At 52.8% G+C, this 22546-nt stretch carries 19 protein-coding genes; 15 read left to right on the top strand and 4 right to left on the bottom strand.

Features of this window, described 5'->3' with window-relative positions:
- Positions 1–34: 34 nt before the first annotated feature.
- The 4 genes from I8J30_RS04150 (at position 35) to I8J30_RS04135 (ending at position 4510) form a co-directional block, all read left to right on the top strand.
- Entirely contained in the window at positions 35–586 is a 552-nt protein-coding gene (locus tag I8J30_RS04150; RefSeq protein ID WP_210655617.1) for a GNAT family N-acetyltransferase, read from the top strand.
- Positions 587–751: 165 nt separating this feature from the next.
- Positions 752–1168 carry a hypothetical protein gene (locus I8J30_RS04145; protein ID WP_091213561.1) on the top strand — a complete coding sequence of 139 codons (417 nt, stop codon included), beginning with the start codon at positions 752–754 and terminating at the stop codon, positions 1166–1168.
- Between the two features lie 222 nt (positions 1169–1390).
- Positions 1391–3325: a glycoside hydrolase 5 family protein gene (locus I8J30_RS04140; protein ID WP_210655615.1), complete on the top strand. Its 1935-nt coding sequence runs from the start codon at positions 1391–1393 to the stop codon at positions 3323–3325.
- 111 nt (positions 3326–3436) lie between these two features.
- On the top strand, positions 3437–4510 hold the full coding sequence (locus I8J30_RS04135; protein WP_210655613.1) for a DUF4037 domain-containing protein: 1074 nt from the start codon (positions 3437–3439) through the stop codon (positions 4508–4510).
- A gap of 19 nt (positions 4511–4529) precedes the next feature.
- On the opposite strand, the gene I8J30_RS04130 is transcribed toward I8J30_RS04135, so the two are convergent.
- Positions 4530–7406, bottom strand: a complete 2877-nt coding sequence (locus I8J30_RS04130) for a family 78 glycoside hydrolase catalytic domain (protein WP_240547770.1) — start codon at positions 7404–7406, stop codon at positions 4530–4532.
- A 325-nt stretch (positions 7407–7731) separates the two neighbouring features.
- On the opposite strand from I8J30_RS04130, the gene I8J30_RS04125 reads away from it, so the two are divergent.
- The 3 genes from I8J30_RS04125 to I8J30_RS04115 all read left to right on the top strand — a co-directional run bounded on the left by I8J30_RS04125 (position 7732) and on the right by I8J30_RS04115 (position 11364).
- The gene (locus tag I8J30_RS04125; RefSeq protein WP_210655609.1) at positions 7732–8961 is read left to right on the top strand and encodes an MFS transporter; all 1230 of its coding nucleotides are present in this window, start codon (positions 7732–7734) and stop codon (positions 8959–8961) included.
- Between the two features lie 76 nt (positions 8962–9037).
- Complete coding sequence (locus I8J30_RS04120; RefSeq protein ID WP_210655607.1) at positions 9038–10792, top strand: Rieske (2Fe-2S) protein; 1755 nt, start codon at positions 9038–9040, stop codon at positions 10790–10792.
- 32 nt (positions 10793–10824) lie between these two features.
- Complete coding sequence (locus I8J30_RS04115) at positions 10825–11364, top strand: cysteine hydrolase family protein (protein WP_210655605.1); 540 nt, start codon at positions 10825–10827, stop codon at positions 11362–11364.
- 15 nt (positions 11365–11379) lie between these two features.
- Here the strand turns inward: I8J30_RS04115 and I8J30_RS04110 are convergent, their stop codons facing one another.
- On the bottom strand, positions 11380–11583 hold the full coding sequence (locus I8J30_RS04110; RefSeq protein ID WP_210655603.1) for a hypothetical protein: 204 nt from the start codon (positions 11581–11583) through the stop codon (positions 11380–11382).
- Between the two features lie 115 nt (positions 11584–11698).
- Between I8J30_RS04110 and I8J30_RS04105 the strand changes: the two genes are divergently transcribed.
- The 3 genes from I8J30_RS04105 to I8J30_RS04095 all read left to right on the top strand — a co-directional run bounded on the left by I8J30_RS04105 (position 11699) and on the right by I8J30_RS04095 (position 15161).
- Positions 11699–13510, top strand: coding sequence for an ABC transporter substrate-binding protein (locus I8J30_RS04105; RefSeq protein WP_210655601.1), 1812 nt, complete (start codon positions 11699–11701; stop codon positions 13508–13510).
- Between the two features lie 27 nt (positions 13511–13537).
- Positions 13538–14533, top strand: a complete 996-nt coding sequence (locus tag I8J30_RS04100) for a phosphotransferase enzyme family protein (RefSeq protein WP_210655599.1) — start codon at positions 13538–13540, stop codon at positions 14531–14533.
- 295 nt (positions 14534–14828) lie between these two features.
- Entirely contained in the window at positions 14829–15161 is a 333-nt protein-coding gene (locus I8J30_RS04095; protein ID WP_210655597.1) for an HIT family protein, read from the top strand.
- A gap of 48 nt (positions 15162–15209) precedes the next feature.
- Here the strand turns inward: I8J30_RS04095 and I8J30_RS04090 are convergent, their stop codons facing one another.
- Positions 15210–15602 (bottom strand): cupin domain-containing protein, encoded by a 393-nt coding sequence (locus tag I8J30_RS04090; protein ID WP_210655595.1) that lies wholly within the window; start codon positions 15600–15602, stop codon positions 15210–15212.
- A 104-nt stretch (positions 15603–15706) separates the two neighbouring features.
- Positions 15707–16309, bottom strand: coding sequence for a 5'-deoxynucleotidase (gene yfbR, locus I8J30_RS04085; RefSeq protein WP_210655593.1), 603 nt, complete (start codon positions 16307–16309; stop codon positions 15707–15709).
- A 149-nt stretch (positions 16310–16458) separates the two neighbouring features.
- Between yfbR and I8J30_RS04080 the strand changes: the two genes are divergently transcribed.
- The 5 genes from I8J30_RS04080 to I8J30_RS04060 all read left to right on the top strand — a co-directional run bounded on the left by I8J30_RS04080 (position 16459) and on the right by I8J30_RS04060 (position 22530).
- Positions 16459–18003 carry a fumarate hydratase gene (locus I8J30_RS04080; protein WP_210655591.1) on the top strand — a complete coding sequence of 515 codons (1545 nt, stop codon included), beginning with the start codon at positions 16459–16461 and terminating at the stop codon, positions 18001–18003.
- A gap of 79 nt (positions 18004–18082) precedes the next feature.
- Positions 18083–19000: a bile acid:sodium symporter family protein gene (locus I8J30_RS04075; RefSeq protein WP_091213599.1), complete on the top strand. Its 918-nt coding sequence runs from the start codon at positions 18083–18085 to the stop codon at positions 18998–19000.
- Positions 19001–19055: 55 nt separating this feature from the next.
- On the top strand, positions 19056–20837 hold the full coding sequence (gene pnpS, locus I8J30_RS04070; RefSeq protein WP_210655589.1) for a two-component system histidine kinase PnpS: 1782 nt from the start codon (positions 19056–19058) through the stop codon (positions 20835–20837).
- 119 nt (positions 20838–20956) lie between these two features.
- Positions 20957–21676 (top strand): response regulator transcription factor, encoded by a 720-nt coding sequence (locus tag I8J30_RS04065; protein WP_091213605.1) that lies wholly within the window; start codon positions 20957–20959, stop codon positions 21674–21676.
- An 80-nt stretch (positions 21677–21756) separates the two neighbouring features.
- Positions 21757–22530: a sugar phosphate isomerase/epimerase family protein gene (locus tag I8J30_RS04060; protein ID WP_210655587.1), complete on the top strand. Its 774-nt coding sequence runs from the start codon at positions 21757–21759 to the stop codon at positions 22528–22530.
- Positions 22531–22546 lie beyond the last annotated feature (16 nt).

Here is a 22546-nt window from a genome sequence, read left to right as displayed (position 1 = left end):
AAATTTGGGACAAACATGTCATTCAGAGATACAAATGATAGGCAAACGAGACCGATTGAATGAGGTGTATATTTTGATTTATTTTCCGCCGATAACGACAGATAGATTGGTTTTGAGAGTGTTGACGCCGGACGATGCCGAACAGGTGTTCAAACACTTCTCCGACCCGGAAGTCACTGCTTTTATGGATATCGAACCCTGTCGGTCTATCCGAGAAGCTGAGGAAATAATTCAGTTTCATGTTGAAGACAACGGTTGCAGATATGGATTGTTTAGCAAGGATAATGGCTCGCTGATTGGCACCTGCGGTTACCATTGTTGGGTGAGGGATGAAGAGTCCCGTTCTCGAGCGGAAATCGGGTTTGATTTAGCCAAAGCTTACTGGGGTCAAGGGTACATGAAGGAAGTGCTCGCTCCGATGCTCCGAATTGGATTCGACGTGATGAAGCTTGCTTACATTGAGGCTACTGTGGAAGAAGCGAATGTGAGATGCCGGCGATTGCTGGAAGCTTGTCAGTTCGTGAGAGAAGAGGAACTGCGTGAGCGGCTTATTTACTATAAGCTCATTTCGAGACCAACGGAGTAGAACTGTGTGGACATCCTTATCCTTCAAAGTGGGCGCCGCGGGATAACTTTGCCGGTAGGAAAGAGCTTTACCTGCAATCTAGTTTTATTTTAATAGAATGGACTTTACAACTCTCCAGATAAATGATACGATCTGTATCGTAAATAACTCGAGGAGGGTACAAACGTGAAAAAGAGCATCTATTTGATTCTACTTTCCGCATTGTGTCTGACAGCATTCGGCGGGACAGCAGCAGCGGCACCAAAGGGACAAGCAAACTCGGGTTTACCAGGATTAATTGAGGAAAACCAGAGCAGTGTGCAGGGCTGCACCAAATGGAATCTCTGTTACTTCTCAGGTAACGACAAAGATTTGCCGATTTCAAACGCCGGTGCTATCAAATTTGAATCTTCCGGCACGAGCAATGGCATCACAGTAGATTTTAATAGCCTCAAATGGACAAGCAACTTCAATTTTACAGGTTACATCTTTGTTAAGGCAGGCAATGGCGGCTATCTGTACTGGGCGTGTGGATGCGGCGACTTGTTCACCCCGGATAACAAAGATATCAGTCATGTTACGTTCTTTCCTAGTGGTTCGTAGTGGTTGATGCTCAGCATCGTGAATAGGATGTAATTGTAAGCGTTTTCTCGACTACGACGAAGCGCAAATACGCAGTACTTTAGAACGTTCACCCAAAACCACTTCTTAATGAAGTGGTTTTGTTTGTGTCGGCCAGAATAGTCCATTTTTCGTTGTTGCGTCCATTAATTTAAGCGAAAGAAACCGTTATGGTAGTAAAAAAATCCGAAATGGAGCTGCATAATGAGCGCGAATCGCCTATTGGATCAATTAGAAAGTCCTTTCTTTATTGGATGCAATTATTGGGCTTCCCATGCGGGAACGGCCATGTGGTCGGACTGGAAACCGGACATCGTCGAATCGGATTTGAAGAAGCTGGCAAGCGAAGGCATTGAAGTCCTGCGCGTATTTCCGCTCTGGCCGGATTTTCAACCTATCGAGCGTACGTATCGCGAGTTTGGGAATCATTCGTCTTACCGTTTCGGCGAAGAACATTTTCCGGATACAGATGCAGGCCAAGCCGGCGTATCCGAAGTGATGATGCAGCGATTCGAAGCCTTCGCAGCGCTCTCCGGTAAATACGGCATCAAGCTGATTGTTGGATTAATTACGGGCTGGATGAGCGGGAGGCTGTTCGTTCCGCCCGCACTTCGCGGCAAGTCGATTATAACCGATGCGGATTCCATTCGATGGCAGGTCAAATTCGTATCCTATTTTGTCTCGCGAATGAAATCGGATGCCGCCATTATTGCTTGGGACCTTGGCAATGAATGCAATAGTATGGGGAAAGTTGAAAGCCGGGAGCAGGCTTTTGTGTGGACGGCTTCATTGTCGGGCGCGATCAAACGCGCCGATGCCGGCCGTCCGCTAATTTCCGGCATGCATTGTCTATTCCCTAATGGGAATTGGACGATGCAGGATCAAGGGGAGCTGACCGATATTTTGACAACTCACCCGTACCCGTACTGGACGCCTTATATGGACTATGAACCGATGGATACGATGCGAGCGACGCTGCATGCCACGGCTGAAAGCTTGTTTTATGCGGGAATCGGGGGCAAGCCGTGTTTTGCCGAAGAGATGGGCACGATGGGGCCAATGGTTTGCTCGGATGAAGTTGCAGTCGCGTTCGCCCGTGCGAGCATGTTGGCCCAATGGGCTCACGGTTTGCATGGCTTGCAATGGTGGTGCGCAAATGATCAGACGAAGTTGAAGCACGCACCATACGATGAAGTGGCCTGCGAGAGCGAATTGGGTTTGCTGACGAAGGATGGCCGTGTAAAACCCGTACTGACGGAAATGGCGAAGTTAAAACAGGATATTGCTGCTTTTCCGATAAAGGAGCTGCCTCCAAGGCGAAGCGAAGCGGTATGTATCTTGAATTCGGATCAAGACCATTGGGCGGTGGCTTATGGAAGCTTCATGCTGTCCAAGCAAGCGGGATTTGATTTGACATTCCGATTCGAGGATCAGCCTTTGCCCGATGCAGAGCTATATTTGCTGCCTTGCGTAACAGGCGTTCGGGGAATGCCAAAGCGGAGATGGGAGCAGCTGCTGCAGCGTGTCCAGGAGGGGGCGAGCCTGTACGTGTCAGTCGATGACGGCTACATGCTTCAGTTTTCGGAGTTGACCGGACTTTCTGTATTGAACCGGCAGAGGCGAACGCAGCCGGCACAAGTGCTGCTGGGTTCCATAGAAGATCAGATTTCGGTTCCTTCTTCGTTTCGCTGGACATTCGGCAGCGTTCGGGCGGAAGTTTTGGCGACGGAAGAGGACGGCAATCCGGTACTGACGCGAGCAGCATATGGCAAAGGAACAGTCTACTTTATGTCTCTTCCTGTAGAGCTGGCGATAACGCAAGGGAAAGAAACATGCAGCAAGCCGGGCGAGAATCCCTATTGGAAAATTTACCGTGCGATTTCCCGGGAAGCCGTGGGGGGCCGGGTTTTAAGCAAGGAAGATCCGTTAGTCGGAGTGACGGAGCATCCCGTTACGGATGGCAAGCGCGTCGCTGTCCTCATTAACCACACCCCGGAGGTAAAGTCCATTCGTGTGCGGCTGGCGGATGGGTGGCAGCTCGAGGATTGCTGGCGCGGTCAAGCGGAAGATGACGGTGAACAAATAATCGTACGGCTTGCTGCCAATGATGGAGCGGTCATTCTGCTGAAACCTCGTTAAAGCTGCAATTGACGAGGTTATTAAGTAAGCAAGAGATAACGGAGCGGCCATCGTTCGTGATAAAATGGAAGCGGACATATTCAGAAAAAATGACGAAACGGTGGGCTTCGGATGCAAGGGATTGAATTATGCCGGCGATTCTATCATGAAATCGTCCAACCACAGCTAGCAGCATTTACTTCGATAGCCTACTCGGCAGCGCTCATCGGGCCTGGCAGCGAAGTACTCGGTTTCGATACCGAAATGTCGCAGGACCATGATTGGGGTCCGCGAACAATCATCTTTCTTCACGATTCAGACGAGGCATTAGCTGAACGGCTTCGCGTCTATAGGAGTGATAAATTGCCGGAAACGTTCTACGGTTATCCGGTTGAAGCGGAGAAGACCGTTATTACGACGCTCGAGCAATATACTTGGCATTGTCTTGCTCACGACTTTAGCAAGCCGCTGGATTCGATCGATTGGCTGACGTTCTCTTCGCAAACGCTGCTTGAATGGACGAAGGGCGAAGTGTTCCATGACGATCACGGGCGGTTGGCCGAGCTGCGGGAGCAATTGCAATTCTACCCGGATGAAGTGTGGTATTATCTGCTGGCTTCCATATGGCAGCGTATCGGCCAAGAGGAGCATCTGATGCTTCGAGCCGGCTATGCCGGAGACGAGCTCGGTTCGGCCGTTATCGCAACTCGGCTCATCCGTGATGTTATGAACCTCTGTTTCCTAATGGAGCGTCAGTATGCACCGTACCCCAAATGGTTCGGTACAGCGTTTGGGAAGCTGCGATGCGCGGAACAGCTGACGCAGCTCTTATGGAAGGTTCAAACGGCGACCGTGTGGAAAGAGCGGGAGCAAGGGCTGAACAGCATTTACAAGCATCTGGCCCATATGCATAACGGGCTTTGCATCACCGAACCGGTGTCAGACGAGGTGACGAGCTTCTTTACGCGTCCGTTCCTTGTTATGAATGGCGGCGATATCGGCGGACTTTTAGGCGAACGGATTCAAGATGAGAAACTGCAATGGTTGATCCGCAACCGGTTGATCGGCAGCTTGGATCTAATCACGGACAATACGGATTTCCGCATGCTGAACGCGTGGAAGGACGGAGCGGGCAATAGCGCGAGGTCGATCCTGAAGCAGCTTTACAGGTTCGGGGAGACAAATAAAGAAGAGCCTGGCGTGTAATCGCCAGGCTCTTCTTATTCTATCCAATAACAACTTGTTCAACTTCAAGCTCATATCCATCAGGCTTAACGAGCTGGAGCTCGATATGGGACGGCGCCACAACGCGAAGCTGCATCACTTTCGTCTGTTCATCGACCTTCCAGGATACGCTGATGCTGCCGCTGCCGGGAACCGGGACAGAGCCGCGTGCCCAAGCCAGACCAACCGGCTTGGGTGCGATTTCAACCTTCGTCCAACCCGGTGTCAACCCGCGTACACCAAGCACTTCGGTACCGAGGAAGTAGACCGGACCTGCAGACCAAGCGTGACAGTGGCTGCGAGTGAGCATTTTGGAGCTAATCGTAATATTGCTGGTCGGGTACACTTCCCATACGGAAGTGGCGCCTTGGTCTACCATGACGCCATATTGCTCTAGGATGTCGGCAGCCATGTTAGCTTGCATGCCGAGCTTGGCCAGCGCTTCATGGTAGAAGAACGACATGAACGGGCTGCCGATTTGAACGAATGAAGCAGGCGGATCTACGATATAACGTTTCAGCACGTCCAAGCGTTCTTCCGTTGTGATGTCGCACAAGCAAGCCACCACCTGAGTTTGCATACTGGTTGTAGTCGATGGACTGCCGTCCGCATGAATGCAATCCAGATAAGCTTGACGCTCCTCATCCCATAGGACGTTGTTGATGGCCTCGCGGATTTGCACAGCCTGCTTGCGGAATTCCGCCCCGGTAAGCGTATCGCCGGCGGTATCGGCGAGCAGGGCAGCATCGCGAAGCGCCTTGACGAGGAACATGTTTTGCGGAGCTACGACGCCATCCCACGGCTGCTCGAAAGCAGCCCAGTCAAGCAAGTTCCAGCCGCGGATGTTCAGCAAGCCGCGCTCATCGACCTTCTGCAAATAATGCTCCAGCGTAAAACGAACATGCGGCCACATATCGCGCGCGAATGTTTCGTTGCCTGTGTATTGGTAATGCTCAAGGCAAGCCGAAACCCAGAATAACGTCCAGTTCGGAATGACGCTGCTCCAGCCGCTTGGCACCTGATCGCCATAGAGCGGAGATTGGAAGGAGGAGCCGGGCACAAGGCGCAAACAACGCTCCACAATTTCCGCAGAACCAAAGGCATAATAGTTCACCAGCGACGCATTGCGGGCATCCCCAACCCAATAGGTTTGCTCGTAAGCCGGGCAATCCACGAACGTATCCTCCATGCAAAGCCGGGTGGTATCGCGGCTGATCCGCCAAATTTCATTCAGCTTCGCATTGCTGGAATGGAAGGTGCCGACATTGGCGACCGGGAAGTTGCTTTGGAGCATTTTGACTTCAACCAGCTTCACCGGTCTTGTCGCACCACGTACCGTAAGAGCAAGATAACGAAGACCGCGGCGAACGACTGAGACATAGGATTGTCTGCCTTCCCGGCATGTGTAGCGGAACGTATTGTCGAGCTCGTAGGTGTATTGACGCCAGCCATCGCGCATATATTCAAAGCCGTAGCCATCCACGATCGTTCCTTCGGCGGCATCGATCGTAAACGCAACATAGCCGGTCAGCTCACGTCCGAAATCGATCAGGATTTCGGTATCCAGCTCCGCATGCAGCGGAACATTACCCGCATTTGACCCGGCCAGAACGGCTTGCTGCAGCTGAACCGGAACCGGCTGCGGCAAATCTACGACACGCCATGCGGTTTGGGAGTAAACGTCGGTGAAATGAACCAGCTGCGACGGAATTGGACGAATCCATTCGGCAAATTCGCTCAGCTGCTCGGCGGAGTCGATTTGTTTCACAGCTTCATAGAGAGGCTGTTCCGGGTTCATCGAAATACCTGGCTGATGGTCAATATGCGCTGCAGAATCGAAGGCTCCGATCTGGGCAAAAGGCACTTTGCTGAACTGCGCGTGACCGGCAATCGGGGAACGAAGCTCAAACGTTCCTTCACAATGAAGGCCGAGGTGATAGCCATGTCCATGGGAACCGCCACTAAGATCAATCAGAAGGAAATGCTCGCCTGCCGGCAATTGCAGCTCAAGGAACATGTTAGGCCGCTCGCCGGCGAAGTCGTCGTCGCGATACCACTTGCCGCCTACACGAACGCGGAAGGGTACTCTTCCCCCATCCACGGTGCCAATTGTAAATGCAGCCGCTTCGGGAAGCGTGAGCACGGTGGCCATCAGTCCGATAAAAGAAATCGGATTCGCGTGATTTACGCTATCCCGAACGAGCATCGTGCGAACATCGAATACCGCGCTCCAAGCAACCGGCTTGACGAACGACAGCTCTTCCACGCGCGCCGGATAAATCGGCTCTTCGGTCAGATAAGGAATCGATCTCGGCACAAGGCTTGTCCATGGTGCCATGCCAACGCTGCCGATGACGGTTGCCTGTTCCCACGCGGCATCGTCATACTTCGGCTCCACCCAAGCATCATCCCAGTTTCGCGCGTCGTAACGGTCGGTGAAAGGGAGCTGGCAGGAAATACGAGACGAGGTTGCATCATAAGCGGCGTGAACCGCAGTTGTCCAGGATTCGTCGGTACAAAGTAAAGCCGTACCATCTATGTCCTCGACTTGCAGCAGCAAGCCGCCTCTGCCTCTCAAATATTGAAAGGTAGAGATGCCGGAATGCAGCACCAATACCGCGATGGTATTCAAAGCATCCCTATTCAGCAAATAGCCGATTTCATATTCATCATAAGCAAGCTCAAACGGCCAAGAGCGGACCGGTCCGCGGCCAACCTGCGAGCCATTCACATAGAGGACGTAGCGAGAATCCGCCGTTAGCTTCAGCTTAGTTTCGCTGCTGCCCGTTTGCTCGAACGAAAAGGTTTTACGAAAGCAGCGCCATTCATTGCGAGGACTTTCCTCGCCGCTGCCCCAAATCCATGATGCTTGCCACATAATCATTTGCCTCCTCTAACGTCATCATCCCCCTCATTGTAAACGATTACTAGCCGGCTGAAAGGGTTCATTCCGGACATTTATATAGGGCGATTCGGACATGTCCGGAATCAAATGTTGGCAGCAGCGGCAGTCAAGTAGAGCATGACAGCCAGAATCCCCTTTATCTGGGCAAAAAGACCGATTATACGGCGGAATTCAAGCAAGATACCAGCAGAAGCAGTTATTTGGCCGAGAGTGGATGGTTAAAGCGCTTACCCGTCTTGGCTGCTATGTTACAATGACAGCAATTGGTAGCAGTTGAGTCGGAGGTGGCCCCGCGCAGATGAAGGCAAGTTTAGGAATAAGATGGAGTGCGATGAAAGGCAGTCCGGTTCCAAAGGAGCGAGAGCTTGGAAGAGAAGCGCTGGTCGCGCTGATTATCCACGGCTGCTTTCAATTCGGCGCCTCGATGTCGGGGTTGTTTCTGAACTTGTATTTATGGCGGCTGACGCATGATTTGGCCGTTAACGGATTCTATAATATGATCGTGTTCGTATTCACGCCGATTGCGTTCGCGCTGGGCGGTTGGATTACGAAACGCAAAGATCGAATGGTCACCTATCGGCTTGGCATCCTCATGATTGCGATTTTCTATCTGCTGGTTGTTATTGCACAGGAGCAGGTCGCGGCTTGGTACGTACTCTTTGCTATTTTTCACGGCTTGGCTTCGGGCTTGTACTGGACCGGTTATCTTGTCCTTATGTACGATGTCTCGACGGAGAACAATCGTGTTCGATTTCTGGCGATTAATATGGTCGTCTTCAATTTGGCGGGTCTCCTCGGACCTGCGCTGGCCGGCTTTATCATTCAATTTAACGAAGGCTTGAGCGGCTATATCATTACGTTCCTGCTTGCATTCATCATGTTTCTCGTAGCGTCGATCATCAGCTTCCGAATTCCGACGATATCCTCCCATCATCGCGTCTATCATTTGAACTTAATGGGCATCGTCATGCGAAAGAACGCGCAATGGGTGAAAGGCCTGCTGGCGTTTTTTGTACTGGGCTTATTTCAGGGAATCATGCTGTTTCTGCCGAACATTCTGCTCTATCAAACCGTCGGAAGGGAAGACTTCGTCGGCTACTTGGGCGTATGTTTCTCCGCATTAACGGTCGCAACCGGCTATGTCATCTCGCGAAAAGCGAAGAAGGAGCAGGTGCGCAAGCATGTGCTGTATTCCACGAGCGGGATTTTGCTTGGCGCGGCGTTCCTTCTCTATGATGTGTCTGCTTGGACGGTCGTCTTCTATATGGTCGCATTCTCGATTTGCAATCCGCTCGCGGTCAATACGTTAACGTCCTATTATTACAGACTCATTGGCAAGCTGCCGCTGAAGGGACAACTCAAAGTGGAATCGGTTGTCATGCGGGAAGTGTTTCTGAATATGGGCCGAGTGATTTCGATTACGCTGCTGCTCTTTGTTTCGAAAGACTTGGAATCGATTTGGCTTCCTGTCGTCGTCGCAGGGACGGCTGCCATGCAATATGCAATGTTTTGGTTAATGAAGGACTAGACTACGCATCTATCGAAGAAGTAGGGAGTAGGAAGATAGGAAGCAGGAGGCACCATCATTTTGAAGGAGGCTGAATATGAGTCGAACCGCAGAGTGGATTAAGGCCGGTCAAGTCCGCGAATTGAAGGAGAAAGGCTCGGCTGTCATTAAAGGCGGCATTGCCGTCTTCGTGCATGAAGAAGGCATCTTCGCTGTCGATAACCGCTGCCCGCATCTTGGATTTCCGCTTCATATGGGGAGCTTGTGCGATGGCATTCTAACCTGTCACTGGCATCATGCCCGTTTCGACGTGTGCAGCGGCGGGACGCTTGATCCTTGGGCGGATGATGTCCCTTCATACGAAGTCAGTGTTGAGGAAGAGACCGTATGGGTGAACCCGCAGCCGAGGATCGCGAATCATATTCAGAAGTATAAAGATCGCCTCATGGAAGGCTTGGAGCAAAATATTAGCATCGTTATCGCCAAAGCGGTCGTAGGTCTGGTAGAAGCCAATGTGCCGGATGCCGAAATTGCCGGTGTTGGGATCGCCTTCGGAACTCGCAGCGGAAGCGGCTGGAATTCGGGATTGACGATTCTGACGGCCATGGTCCGCGTGATCCCGAAGCTGGACAAGACAGGGCGCATTCTGGCGCTCTATCAAGGCTTGGTGCATGTGGCAAGAGGCAGCTCGGGCCGCGGCATTCATTATTTGCTGGGGGCATTGCCGAGCGCAGACGTTTCCTTCGAGCGGCTCGCGGGCTGGTACCGCGACTGCATCGAAGTACGAGATACGCAGGGCGCCGAGAAGCTGGTTATAACCGCGATTGAGAAAGGAATGAGCCCGGAGCAATTGGCCGATATGATGCTGATTGCCGCGACGGATCATTTCTACTTGGACGGCGGGCATGTGTTTGATTTTCACAATAAAGCGTTCGAGGCGCTTGAGCTTGTTGGCGCCGATCAGTCCAAGCAGGTGCTTACCTCGCTGCTGCATATGATGGGGAATCCTTCGCGGAGCGAAGAGCAGCATCACTGGCAGGCGCCGATTAATCTTGTGGAGCCGATTCAAGAGGCTGTCAAAGCATTGGCGGAGGCGCGGACTGCTGGCGCACATGCGGCTGCGGCTGTGGTTCCCATCGACGAAGAAGCCGTTCTGCAGCAGCTGCTAAGCGAAGAACCGCTTGAAACGATTGCGCTGCTGCGGGACCTGCTCCTGGCAGGCGCAGCACCGGCGCAGCTGGCGCAATTGGTCACGCTTGCCTCTGCCGAGCGCGTAGTCCGCTTCCATACGCAGAACGACCACCGGGACTGGATTGCGGTGCTTCATACGTTCACTTATTCGCATGCGCTGCATGAGCGCTTGCAGCGTTCCGAGGAAGCGCTGCTGATGCGAGCTATATTCCATGGTGCGATGAGTGTGTACTTGGATCGATTCTTGAACGTGCCGTCGGCGAAACGGCCGAAAGCGGCGCCTGGCGAATGGAATGCGGCGACGAATACGGAAGAGCTGCTTCAACTGCTCGATCAGCGGCAGCAGGTAGATCAGGCTGCGAAGTGGGTCTTTAACTACTTGAAGAACGGCGGCGAGATGGATGCCCTGCTGAATACGCTTGGTCACGCGTTGCTGCGCGAGGATGCGGAATTCCATACGTTCCAGATGGTGGAGGCGGCTTTTGCCGAGTATGAGCGCTGGTGTTTACGGACAGATGAGTTTGCGGCGAAGGCGCAAGAAACGATGCTGCTCGCTTGTACAAGGTATCTGGCTGCACATGCGCCGACGGCGCGCGAGCTTCCGCATACCGCGCAAATTGCATGGCGTCTGCATAAGGGCGAACGATTGTTTGAAGAGTAAATTCGAGCTTGTCGAGAGGGGATAATTGAAGGATGGGTGCAAATACGAATTCGAATACGGCATTACTCGTAATTGACGTACAATCGGCGATGTTCGCGGATTCATACCCCGTATATAACGGTGAGGCTCTGCTGGAGCGGATCAACGGATTATTGGCGAAAGCGCGGGCTGCGGACGTTCCTGTCATCTATGTTCAGCATAATGAAGGGGAAGGCGAAGAGCTGGAAACGGGTTCTCCGAACTGGGAAATTCACGCTGCGATTGCTCCGGTTGGCGATGAGCCGCGCATTCAGAAGTATAAGCCGGATTCATTCCATGAAACGGAGCTTCAGCAAATATTGGCGGAGCGCGGAGTTGGCAAGCTTGTGATCGCGGGTCTTCAGACCGACATGTGCGTGAATGCGACGACGACCAGAGCTTCGGAGCTTGGTTATGACATCATCGTGGCGAGCGATGCTCATAGTACATGGGGATCCGGCGGTCTCACCGCGGAGGAAATCATAGCAGAACATAACGCGCGTTTTTCCTCTTTTGCCCAAATCAGTCCTGCAGCAGACATCGAGTTCAAGTAAAAAAAAGGGCGGTCGTCACTTCACTGAAGTGCCGAACCGCCTTTTATTCCACCATCTGTGCAACCATCCGCGTTCCTTATTCGCTTGCTCCGCCTGTGTTTGTACGTCCACGCCTTCCGCTGAATGAATCAGGAATCCTCTGCGAAGGTTCTGTTCCAATTCCGCCTGTTGATATTGTCCCAGCTTCTCTATCGTGTACGTGTTTGTGTGTTGTACCATGTTGTTTCCTCCTCTCGTTTATAGTTCAATTATGCGCTCGCTAAAAGGGGATAAAAAGAGTAGAATCTTCATAAAACACTTCCCCTTTTCACCCGGGTACTGGAGGGATGATGGCATGCAAATGGTTGCCGCTGAACGCTACTTGGATCTGTATGGCCGATTCGCTGATGGGATTGCGGCGACGGGAACACCTGTCGAGGTTTCGCTTGATGAGCTGGCGCAAGCGCTGTTCTGCTCAACGCGTAACGTGAAGCTCGTGCTGCGCAAAATGGAAGAGGAGTGCTGGATACGCTGGCTGCCCGGGCGAGGCAGAGGCAATCGCTCGCAGCTGGTTTTTCTGCAGGAGCGCGACACGATGCTGCTTGAGCTCGCACAGCGAATGGCGCAGCGAGGCGAGTATAAGCCTGCGTTCGAGCTGATTCATACGCACGGAAAAGGTTCGCCGGTGAAGGATCGTTTCTCGGAGTGGCTGGAGCTGCATTTTGGCTACCGGACGGAAGTGCTGGACGGCAAACGCAGCGTGGATATGCTGCGGCTTCCTGTGCAAACCCATATTGTGACGCTGGATCCGGGTGATGTGCTGTATGCGTTTGACGCGCATATGATTCGGCAGCTGTTTAATCAGCTTGTTCATTATGATGGCGTGGCCGGGCGGGTCGTTCCGGCGCTTGCGCATGCTTGGGAGTCCAATAAGGAAGCGACGGTGTGGCAATTTCATCTTCGCAAAGGCGTCTACTTTCATCATGGTCATGAAATGACGGCCGATGATGTCATCTTCTCCTTGGAGAGGCTGCGCTCAGGGAAGGCGCACAGCTGGCTGCTTCGGTCGGTGGTTAAGATCGAAACCGCAGGCCTGCGAACCATTCGGATCGAATTGGCGAAGCCGAACCGTATTTTTCACCGATTCATGAGCTCGCCGGCAACGTCCGTTCTGCCTCGGGATTTAGTCGAAAGTGACGAAGAACAGTTCTGGCGGAAACCATCCGGCACGGGGCCTTTCATGGCCGGGGAGTGGAATGAGGATCGATTCGTGCTTACCGTGAACAAGAATTATTACAATGGCAGAGCGCATTTGGACGGCGTCGTCATCGCGTTTATGCCGCCGGAGCATGGGGATTCCTCGCGCAAATGCTGGGAGAAGCTCATCTGGGATCATGATCTGCAGGATCAGAAGCCGGAAGAGGAATGGGTCACGATGGAGACGTTATGCAAAGGCTGCACGATGCTGACTTGGAACATGGGGAAAGATGGGCCCCAGCAATCGGCCTTATTCCGTAAGGCGATCGATCTGCTGATTGACCGCCATACGATGATTCGAGAGCTTGGCGAAGACCGCATGTATGCGGCTCGCGGTTTCCGTCCCGACGATAATACGCCGCTCAGGAGCATCCGTCACGATTCCGCGATGGCACGTGCGCTTCTGCGCGAGTCGGGCTATGACGGGACGCCGATTACGCTTTATACAACAAGCTTCAATATGCGGGATGCCAGGTGGATTGCGGAGCGCTGCGGGGAGCACGGGGTTGTCGTACATATTGAACAGCATGACAGCAACGAGTTCAAGAGAAGGGATGTAATCAACGAGGCGGACACCATCCTGTACGGCATTTTGTTTGCGCAGGATGAGGTGTGCGAGATTGAGTCCTATGAGCAGCATGGCAGCTTCCTCAAGGAGCATCTGCATCCGGAATTCCGGGCATGGGCCAGAGACAAAATCGATATTGCTTTAGCGTCGAAGACATCCGAAGAACGCCGTCTTATTATGGGCGAGATCGAGGATCGGCTTCGCGAGGAGGGTCATGTGGTGTTCTTGCTGCACAAGAAGACGAACACTTCCTATCATCCGGGGATTAAGGGGATTACGATGTCGTCGCTGGGTTGGATTGATTTTAAGGATGTGTGGGTGCAGAGTGCGTCGGGTTCATAGAGTCGGAGGCGAGGGGGGATTGGCGGCATGAGAGAAGATTCGATGTTTGAGATACTTCGTGGTTATGGCATTCAGGAGCCGCAGCTTCAATTCCTTCGGCATAATGAGAATCGGACGTACGAAGTCATCGATTCGGCAACGGGCGAACACTACTTATTTCGTGTGCATCAACCTCTTACCCGTAATTTCGAAGGACTGCAGCAAACGGATAAGGGGTTGTTGACCGAGCTGCAGCTCCTTGAAGAGTTGGGACAGCGTAGCGAGCTTATAGCGCAAAAGCCTGTCTGGCATGGCTCCGGCAATCTACTGACTCATATCGAGCATGAGGGCAAAAGAATCCCTAGTTCGCTGCTGACCTGGGTAGAGGGAGCGGTATTCCGGAAGGAAACCTGCGAATCCGATCCCGTCATCGCGCGGGAACTTGGCGCTCATATCGCATCGCTGCATCGATTCTTTCGAAGCTATCATCCGCAGTTTGATTTCGATAGCCGGCCTTCGCAAGGGATCGAACGGAATAGCCTGATGATCGCTCAAATTCATCGCGGCGTAGAACAGGGACTTTTTGGCGAGGAGGAGTTTCGTTGTGTGGAGCAAACGATAGGTCTTGTGAACTCGCGACTCGAGAGCTTAGGTAAATCTGAGGAAACGTATGGAATCATCCATGGTGACTTGAACATGAGCAACATCATTTTGACGCCGGAGGGAGAAATTTGTTTCATTGACTTCGGTTTATGCGGAAGCGGCTATTACTTGTTTGATGTGGGGATGGGCACTCTGGTCGTCCCGCCTGAGCAACGACTCGATTTCCTAGCCGGCTATTACGGGGACTCCGGCGACGTGCCGGATACGGTGAGGGTGCTTCTGGAAGGCTGGATGCTGATCGCGGTCCTCGGTTATTACGCGTTCCAGATGGAGAACCAAGCCGTCCACCCGTGGATTCGCGAGCGGATGCCCGGATTTTGTACGAATCTATGCCGGCCTTATTTGTCGGGGGAGCGGGTTATGGAGAGGTTCAAAGTGTGAGGCGTTTTAGCTCCGCTGCAGCAATGGGTTTATTCTAACGAACCACAGAGGTCTTATTTGAGCGAAAAAATGGCTTTGAAATTCTAACGAATCCTACAGGTGCTATTTGGTGCCAAATCGCCGATTTTCGAACCAAATCCCCTGAATAAGGCTTCTACAATTCGTTAGAATTTATAATCCGCTGATTTCGCGGAAATAAGGCTTCTACAATTCGTTAGAATTTATGAACTGTTTATTTCGAGGAAAGTAGCGCATGGTGGCTGTATGCACCATTCCATCAAAGGAGAGAAAATCCATGTCAGAGGATTTCTATTGCGAAGAGGTTTTGAGCGGTCGGACGCCTGTTCGGAAAGTAATCGAGACGGAGAATGTGCTTGCCTATCATCACACGCGTCCGTTCTATCCGGTGCACATCGTGGCGATTCCGAAGAAGCATATTTCCTCCTTACTTACCTTGGAGGCAAGCGACAATGAGCTGCTGCTCGAATTACTGGAGGTCGTGAAGCAAGCGGCATCCCAAGTTACGTCGGAGCACGGAGCATGCCGGGTCATTACGAACCTGGGCCAATACCAGGATTCGAAGCATCTCCATTGGCATGTTATTCACGGTGAGCCGTTGCGCCGCTGAGATCCGGCGCGAATCACAATCCAATCGCAGCGCAACAGCACAGCCCGATTAGTTAGAACGATGAAGGTCGTCAAGCTCCGGCAGCAGCGTTACGCTCTCCTGCTCATTCGGATCGGTGCGGGCGATGACCGCCGAGCAAACTTCCGAATCCGAACGGTTATAAGGCAGATGCGGCACGCCTGCCGGAATATACATGAAATCCCCGGCTTCGACCTCCATATGCTGCTCCAGCCTGTCGCCATACCACATCCCCGCCCGACCCGACAGCACATAAATCGAAGATTCATGATTCTCGTGCAGATGCGCTTTGGCTCGGCCGCCCGGAGGAATGGTCAGCAGATGCATGCAGAGTCCGGTCGAGCCGACACTCTCAGCCGAAATCGCTTCTTGATAGTCAAACCCTTGTTTCCCCTGGTAGTTCCCCTTCGTACGAATTCGCATACAAGTCCGGTTATCTCCCACCTTCGGTCACCTTCTCTTTCATTCGATATAGAGTAGATGTGAAGCTATTCCCGGTAAATAAGGGGCATCCGGAGGACGTGCTCCTAAGTCTCATGCTCAGACAGCTCATCCAGCGTCTTGTTGAAGCTTGGCGCCATATAAGTCAGGAACCAAGAGACCTCTTGCATGTTCAGATCAGCGAGCTTCTGCTCGGTTTGCCCTTTCGCGACGGCGAACTCGCGATTGCCGGAGGACAGCTCGGAGAGGCACTTCATGTAGGCATCCAGCAGATCCGCGGCTTTCACCATCTTGAGCAGTGCTTTATCCTCATCGTCATGTGCCGCTCCGATGACGAGCGGCTCATAGGCAGCCTGCAGCGGCTCCGGCACCATGCCGAGCAGCCGCTCGGCGGCAAGCGCCTCGATCTCGCGGAAGTTCGCGAGCATCTTCGGGTTGTGATGCTTCACCGGCGTCGGGATATCGCCTGTGAATACTTCGCTGGCGTCGTGGAACAACGCCATCGTTACAGCGCGGTCGGCATTCAGCGAGCGGCCGAACAGCTGATTGCCAATCTCGCAAAGCATATGCGAAAGCAGCGCTACATGATAGGAATGCTCGGCAACATTTTCACGGGTGGTATTGCGCATGAGGCTCCATCTCTCGATATAACGAAGCCGGTACATATACGCGATAAATGGACTGTCCATAATGGCAGGATGCTCCTTCTACTCTAGAAATAGGAGACCATATGAGGCTTCGAAAGCGGTATGCCCGCTCGATTAGGATATGGTATGATATAGATTGATTATATAAGGAAAGACGATTAACGAATAGAGAGAGGAGCCATTTAGGCCTTATGCAGCATTTTGAACAGAGTGTTTATAACCTTATTGTTGAAACTTCTACGAATCTACCGGGAGACGTCCGGAAAGTGATTCAAGCCGCACAAGAAGCGGAGGACCGCGCAACGCGCGCCGGACTGTCGCTCTCCACGATTGCAACGAACATTGAGATGGCGGAGTGCAATGTCTCCCCGATCTGTCAGGATACAGGCATGCCGACCTTTGTCGTCCATACGCCGGTTGGCGCCAACCAAATTATTATGAAGCAGCAGATTCGCAGTGCCATCGCGCGCGCAACGAAAGACGGCAAGCTGCGCACGAACTCCGTAGATTCGCTCACCGGCTCCAACACCGGTGACAACCTCGGACCGGGTACGCCGGTAATCCACTTCGAGCAATGGGAGAAGGACGATATCGATGTGCGTCTGATCCTCAAAGGCGGCGGCTGTGAGAACAAGAACATCCAATACAGCCTTCCGATGGAGATTCCGGGTCTAGGCAAAGCCGGCCGCGATCTCGACGGTATCCGCAAATGTATTATGCACTCGATCTATCAAGCACAAGGTCAAGGCTGCAGCGCGGGTTTCATCGGCGTTGGCATCGGCGGCGACCGGACGACAGGCTATGAATTAGCGAAACAGCAATTATTCCGTCATACCGATGATACGAATACGATTCCCGAGCTTGCTCAACTTGAAGAATATGTGATGGAGAACGCCAACAAGCTTGGCATCGGGACAATGGGCTTCGGCGGCCAAGTGACCTTGCTCGGCTGTAAAGTCGGCGTCATGAACCGTCTGCCGGCAAGCTATTTCGTCTCCGTTGCGTACAACTGCTGGGCTTACCGCCGTCAAGGCGTATTGCTCTCTGCGGACAGCGGTGAGATCAAATCCTGGATATATCCGAACGGCTCCGATACACCGATGAAATCGCAGGCGGCTGATGAAGCGGCTGAGGCGGTAACGGAGAACGCGGCACGCCGCGAAGTGGTGCTGAACACGCCGCTTTCCGAAGAAGATGTACGCAGCTTGCAAGTTGGCGACATCGTCATCATTAATGGAGAAATGCACACGGGCCGTGACGCGATTCACCACCACTTGATGGATCATGACGCGCCGATCGATTTGAATGGCTCCGTTATTTACCACTGCGGACCTGTCATGCTGAAGGACGAGAACGGTTGGCATGTGAAAGCAGCCGGACCGACGACAAGCATTCGCGAGGAGCCTTACCAAGGCGATATTATTAAGAAATTCGGCATTCGCGCTGTAATCGGCAAAGGCGGAATGGGACCGAAGACGCTCGCTGCGCTGCAGGAGCACGGTGCGGTTTATCTGAATGCCATCGGCGGAGCGGCGCAGTACTACGCGGAATGCTTCAAGCATGTAAACGGCGTCGACTTTATGGAATTCGGCATTCCGGAGGCGATGTGGCATCTGAAGACAGAAGGCTTCGCGGCTGTCGTAACGATGGATTCCCACGGCAACAGCTTGCATGCGGATGTAGACAAGGACTCTTTTGCTAAGCTTGCCCAATTTAAAGAGCCTGTATTTAAATAATTACCAAAGTAGACAATAGAATGAGGGATGCGGTACGCGCAGCTTCGGACTGGCCTTCAATCGAAGGTATGAGCAATGGATGTTTCTTATTATCCCCGGATCACTTATCCTGGGATTCTTTTTTTCTGCGCACCTGCACAAGTATGTGCAAGCTGTTCCTTACTGCTTCGCCTTCGTCACGCTAACGATGGCGATCGGATGCGGCCTGCAGCAGCTGCGAGCGGTATTGAACCGGCCTGGCGTTATGATTTGGACGTTCCTGCTGGCGCATATCATCTCGCCGTTAGTGGCGTACGCGCTGGGGTATATGCTGTTCGGGCCTGATTCTCCTTACGTCGTCGGACTTGTCCTATTCACGATCATCCCGCTTGGGATTTCAACCGTGCTGTGGGTAGGGATGTCGGCCGGAAGCGTCCCGCTCATGCTGGCTATGGTCGTCATTGATTCGGCGCTCAGTCCGATCGTGGTGCCAACCGGCATTCATCTGCTGTTCCGTACCGACGTTGAAACCAATACGGCGGCTATGATGGGCGATCTGCTCCTCCTGATTGTGGCGCCAACGATTATCGGCGTTGCGTTGCATGAATGGTCCAAAGGACGCATTCAGAAAGCCGTTCAGCCCTATGCTCCGCCATTGTCCAAGCTGTGCTTCACAGCAGTCGTCATGCTGAACGCAGCGGCGATTGCGCCTTCCACAGAAGCGCTTCGCGGCGATCTGCTCAAGGTAGTGCCCGCAGCCTTAGTTATGGTGGGGCTCTGTTATGCGATCGGCTATTTCGGTACGATGCATTACCGCAGCCGCGAGGTGCAGGTTACCGTGTCCTATGCGACCGGTATGCGGAACATCTCGCTTGGCGTAGTGCTTGCAATGGGCTATTTTAGCCCGCTGGCCGCCGTTCCGGTTGTGCTGTCGATTCTGATTCAACAGCCGCTTGCCACGCTGCACCATTATGTTTTACAAAAACTTAACAAACGCAGTGCTGGCGCAGGCGGCTGAGAACAAGGTACGATGGATGGTGCATGGAGCAACCCCGGCATGGAGGTAGGATGAGATGAGCAGCTTTCGCGTGCGGCTGACGATGATTCTGATCGGTATGATCGGACTTGCCGTTCTGGCAGCCGGTTTATTTATGGGCAAGACGTATAAGGAAAATCATCTGGACGCGCTGGAAGACAATATGGTGCGTGAAATGAAGATTATCCTCGATCAAATGGATTGGCGCAGCGGAGAGCCGGCGTCGGTCTACAGCTACTATACCGGCAACGCCAAGCGGCTGAAAGAGATCACGGATACTCGGATCACCTTCATTCGCGGCGATGGCGTCGTGCTTGGCGATTCCGATCATGATCCGCAAACGATGGACAACCATCTGCAGCGAGAAGAAGTGATTGAAGCCAAGGAGGACGGCGTAGGGCGAACAACGCGTTACAGCGATACCATTAATGAAAATTTGCTTTACGTAGCGATGCTTGTTCATCCGAATGATCCGAATTCGGATATTATCCGTATGGCACTTAGCTTGCAGAAGGTCGATGAGAGCGTACAGCGCATTTGGATCACCCTTGTGCTGGGACTGCTCATTCTGTTTATCGCGGCTGCGCTGATCAGCTACCGTGTGGCGCTTGGTTTAACGCGCCCGCTTGAACAAATTACGCGTGTCGCGAAGCGGATCAAGAGCTTGGATTATCGAGCGCGCGTCCATGTGAAGCGTAACGACGAAATTGGCGAGCTTGGCCTTGCCATCAATGCGATGGCGGACTCGCTTCAAGTACAGATGACGCGCATTCATCAGAACGAAAGCCAATTGGCCAGCGTCCTGGACAACATGATCAGCGGCGTTGTCATGATCGATGCGAGCGGTCATATCGTGCTGTTGAATCGGCGGGCAGAGGAAGTGCTTGGCTTCTCGGTGCGTGAGCTGGTCGGTCATCATTTCACGGTAGCTAAGCAGCAGTATGAGCTTTCGCAAATTATTCAAGAGGGCATCGAGCGCAAAGAGCATCTGCGCGAAGAGGTCACCTTCTATTATCCGGAGGAACGGCTGCTGGATCTTAACCTGGTGCCGATCTTCGAGGATGATGACTCCTTCGGCGGCGTCCTGCTGGTCCTTCAAGACGTGACGGCGATTCGCAGGCTGGAGCGGATGCGCAGCGAGTTCGTTGCCAACGTATCGCATGAGCTGAAAACACCGATTACCGCCGTAAAAGGGTTCGCGGAGACGCTGCTTGGCGGCGCCGTGGATGATCCGGAGACGGCACGCTCCTTCCTGCAAATCATTTATGACGAGAGCGACCGCTTGAACCGGCTTATCGGCGACATCTTGGAATTGTCTAAGATTGAGTCACGCCGCGTGCCTCTGCAATTCTCGCCAATCGAGCTGGCGTCCTTCGTGGAGAAGACGGTAGAGCTGATGCGCGCGGAAGGGTTGCAGAAGCAAATTCGGTTATCCTATAAAGCAGATCGGGATGTGTATGTCGAGGCGGATGAAGACCGCTTGCGCCAAATCATCATGAACTTGCTCTCGAACGGAATTAACTACACGCCTGAAGGCGGAAGTGTTTCCATCGTCGTGGAGCCGGTCGGCGGGGAAAATTACGAATCCGTACGTATTCACATATCTGATACGGGTATCGGCATTCCGAAGAAAGATCTGCCGAGAATTTTCGAGCGTTTCTACAGAGTGGACAAGGCCAGATCCCGCAGTTCAGGCGGAACCGGGTTGGGCTTGTCGATCGTGAAGCATCTTGTTGAACTACACAAAGGAACGATCTCCGTAGAGAGCCGAGTGGGCAGCGGCTCGACGTTTACAATTGAGCTGCCGGTCCTTCAATAGCAGCGAACCAGTAATTGGGGTTTCCCCTTCCTCTGAACAATGCTATCATGGGTATGAAAGTAGAACGAGTTACCATGCCGATCACGAGCAGCGGCATGCGTGGAAGCCAGGGGGTCAACATGTCACAGAAAGTGTTGGTCATTGAGGATGAGCCGACGTTAGCCAGATTACTCTCGTATAACCTTTCTCAAGAAGGTTATGACACGACAGTCATTGATCATGGTGCGGAAGGCTTGCAGGTTGCTTTGCAGCGCGCATTTGATCTTATCATTCTAGATATTATGCTGCCGGGCATGAACGGTTTCGAGATCTTATCTCGCTTGCGTCAGAGCGGCAACCGCACGCCGGTTATCGTACTGACGGCCCGCAATGCGGAAGAAGAAGTAGTGCAAGGTCTGAAGCGAGGCGCCGATGACTATATGACCAAGCCATTTGGCGTGGCCGAGCTTCTTGCGCGCGTATCTGCGGTACTTCGCAGAACCGGCCAAGATGACGGCAAGCTGACGGAGTCCACGGACAAAGTCATTACGGCCGGCGATTTATCGATTTATCCGGAACGGTATGAGGTTATCCTTAATGGGGAAACCGTGCCGCTTCGACCGAAGGAATTCGAAGTGCTGCTCTATCTTGTTCAACGTCCCGGCGTTGTCGTTACCCGCGATGATCTTATGAATGTCGTATGGGGATTCGACTATTTCGGCGGACAGCGAACGGTAGATGTGCATGTCAGCTCTTTACGTAAGAAATTAGAGCTGGGTCAACAATCGGTCGAAATTGAATCCATTCGCGGCGTAGGCTATAAACTGGTTATGCCGAAGAAGCTAGGTTCACCTAAATAAGGTGAACTTTTTTTTTGCCGCAAATTCCGAAGCAAATAATGGTAAAATCACGTTAGAAACTAATGGAGGTGTTTTTTCGAATGGTTGCTTACGGTTGGTGCAGAGGGATCGAGGACGCAGAGCTTCTTCACAAATACGGGTTTGATTACATCGAGTGTCCTCTGTCCGCCCTGCAGCTGGAGAATGAGGTTTTGCATCAAGAATTGCTGCGTGCTTACTTGGACAGCCCTCTGCCTGTCTACGCGTTTAACGTATTTTTCCCCGGCGACATTAAAGTGGTCGGTCCCGATGTAGATCCGGAGCGTATCCGGCGATATCTGTACCGCGCTGCGAAAGCGATGAATCAGATCGGTTCGAAAATTTCCGTGCTTGGAAGCGGCAGAGCGCGCGACATACCGGATGGATGGGAACGCAATCGGGCGGAGGACCAGCTGCTCCACTTACTTAGCTGGATTTCGGAGGAATTGAAGGGAAGCGGCGTAACGCTGGCTATTGAACCGCTGAACAAGAAGGAGACCAATCTGATTGGCTCTGTCGCCGAGGCTGTGCATTTTGCGAAACAAATCAATCATCCTGCCATCCGGGTGCTGGCTGATTTCTATCACATGGACGAGGATAGCGAAGCGCTGGACACATTGACTGCACATAAAGACTGGCTTGCGCATATCCACATCGCAGATACAGGCAGATTGTCACCGGGAACCGGGCAATATCCCTATGCGGAGTTTGCCGCGCAGCTGACTGCAGCAGGCTACAAAGGCGGAATTTCCGCGGAATGCAGCCTTCAACGACTGGACGAGGAATTGCCGGCCAGCCTGACATTCATGAAACAAACCTTTCAGCGGATAGGCTGATTCACCGCCGTTCACT

Source organism: Paenibacillus lignilyticus (assembly GCF_017942085.1).
GTDB classification, from domain to species: Bacteria; Bacillota; Bacilli; order Paenibacillales; family Paenibacillaceae; genus Paenibacillus_Z; species Paenibacillus_Z lignilyticus.
The sequence above is the reverse complement of the archived record's forward strand: the minus strand, read 5'-3'. Positions and strand labels throughout refer to the sequence as shown.

Excerpts from the sequence above, each read along its gene's own strand:
- I8J30_RS04075 (WP_091213599.1), top strand. The coding sequence starts at position 18,083 with ATGTTTCTTATTATCCCCGGATCACTTATCCTGGGATTCTTTTTTTCT.
- I8J30_RS04060 (WP_210655587.1), top strand. The coding sequence starts at position 21,757 with ATGGTTGCTTACGGTTGGTGCAGAGGGATCGAGGACGCAGAGCTTCTT.
- I8J30_RS04105 (WP_210655601.1), top strand. The coding sequence starts at position 11,699 with ATGCAAATGGTTGCCGCTGAACGCTACTTGGATCTGTATGGCCGATTC.
- I8J30_RS04095 (WP_210655597.1), top strand. The coding sequence starts at position 14,829 with ATGTCAGAGGATTTCTATTGCGAAGAGGTTTTGAGCGGTCGGACGCCT.
- I8J30_RS04080 (WP_210655591.1), top strand. The coding sequence starts at position 16,459 with ATGCAGCATTTTGAACAGAGTGTTTATAACCTTATTGTTGAAACTTCT.
- I8J30_RS04135 (WP_210655613.1), top strand. The coding sequence starts at position 3,437 with ATGCAAGGGATTGAATTATGCCGGCGATTCTATCATGAAATCGTCCAA.
- I8J30_RS04110 (WP_210655603.1), bottom strand. The coding sequence starts at position 11,583 with ATGGTACAACACACAAACACGTACACGATAGAGAAGCTGGGACAATAT.
- I8J30_RS04100 (WP_210655599.1), top strand. The coding sequence starts at position 13,538 with ATGAGAGAAGATTCGATGTTTGAGATACTTCGTGGTTATGGCATTCAG.
- yfbR (WP_210655593.1), bottom strand. The coding sequence starts at position 16,309 with ATGGACAGTCCATTTATCGCGTATATGTACCGGCTTCGTTATATCGAG.
- I8J30_RS04140 (WP_210655615.1), top strand. The coding sequence starts at position 1,391 with ATGAGCGCGAATCGCCTATTGGATCAATTAGAAAGTCCTTTCTTTATT.
- I8J30_RS04065 (WP_091213605.1), top strand. The coding sequence starts at position 20,957 with ATGTCACAGAAAGTGTTGGTCATTGAGGATGAGCCGACGTTAGCCAGA.
- I8J30_RS04090 (WP_210655595.1), bottom strand. The coding sequence starts at position 15,602 with ATGCGAATTCGTACGAAGGGGAACTACCAGGGGAAACAAGGGTTTGAC.
- pnpS (WP_210655589.1), top strand. The coding sequence starts at position 19,056 with ATGAGCAGCTTTCGCGTGCGGCTGACGATGATTCTGATCGGTATGATC.
- I8J30_RS04130 (WP_240547770.1), bottom strand. The coding sequence starts at position 7,406 with ATGTGGCAAGCATCATGGATTTGGGGCAGCGGCGAGGAAAGTCCTCGC.
- I8J30_RS04150 (WP_210655617.1), top strand. The coding sequence starts at position 35 with ATGATAGGCAAACGAGACCGATTGAATGAGGTGTATATTTTGATTTAT.
- I8J30_RS04120 (WP_210655607.1), top strand. The coding sequence starts at position 9,038 with ATGAGTCGAACCGCAGAGTGGATTAAGGCCGGTCAAGTCCGCGAATTG.
- I8J30_RS04125 (WP_210655609.1), top strand. The coding sequence starts at position 7,732 with ATGAAGGCAAGTTTAGGAATAAGATGGAGTGCGATGAAAGGCAGTCCG.
- I8J30_RS04115 (WP_210655605.1), top strand. The coding sequence starts at position 10,825 with ATGGGTGCAAATACGAATTCGAATACGGCATTACTCGTAATTGACGTA.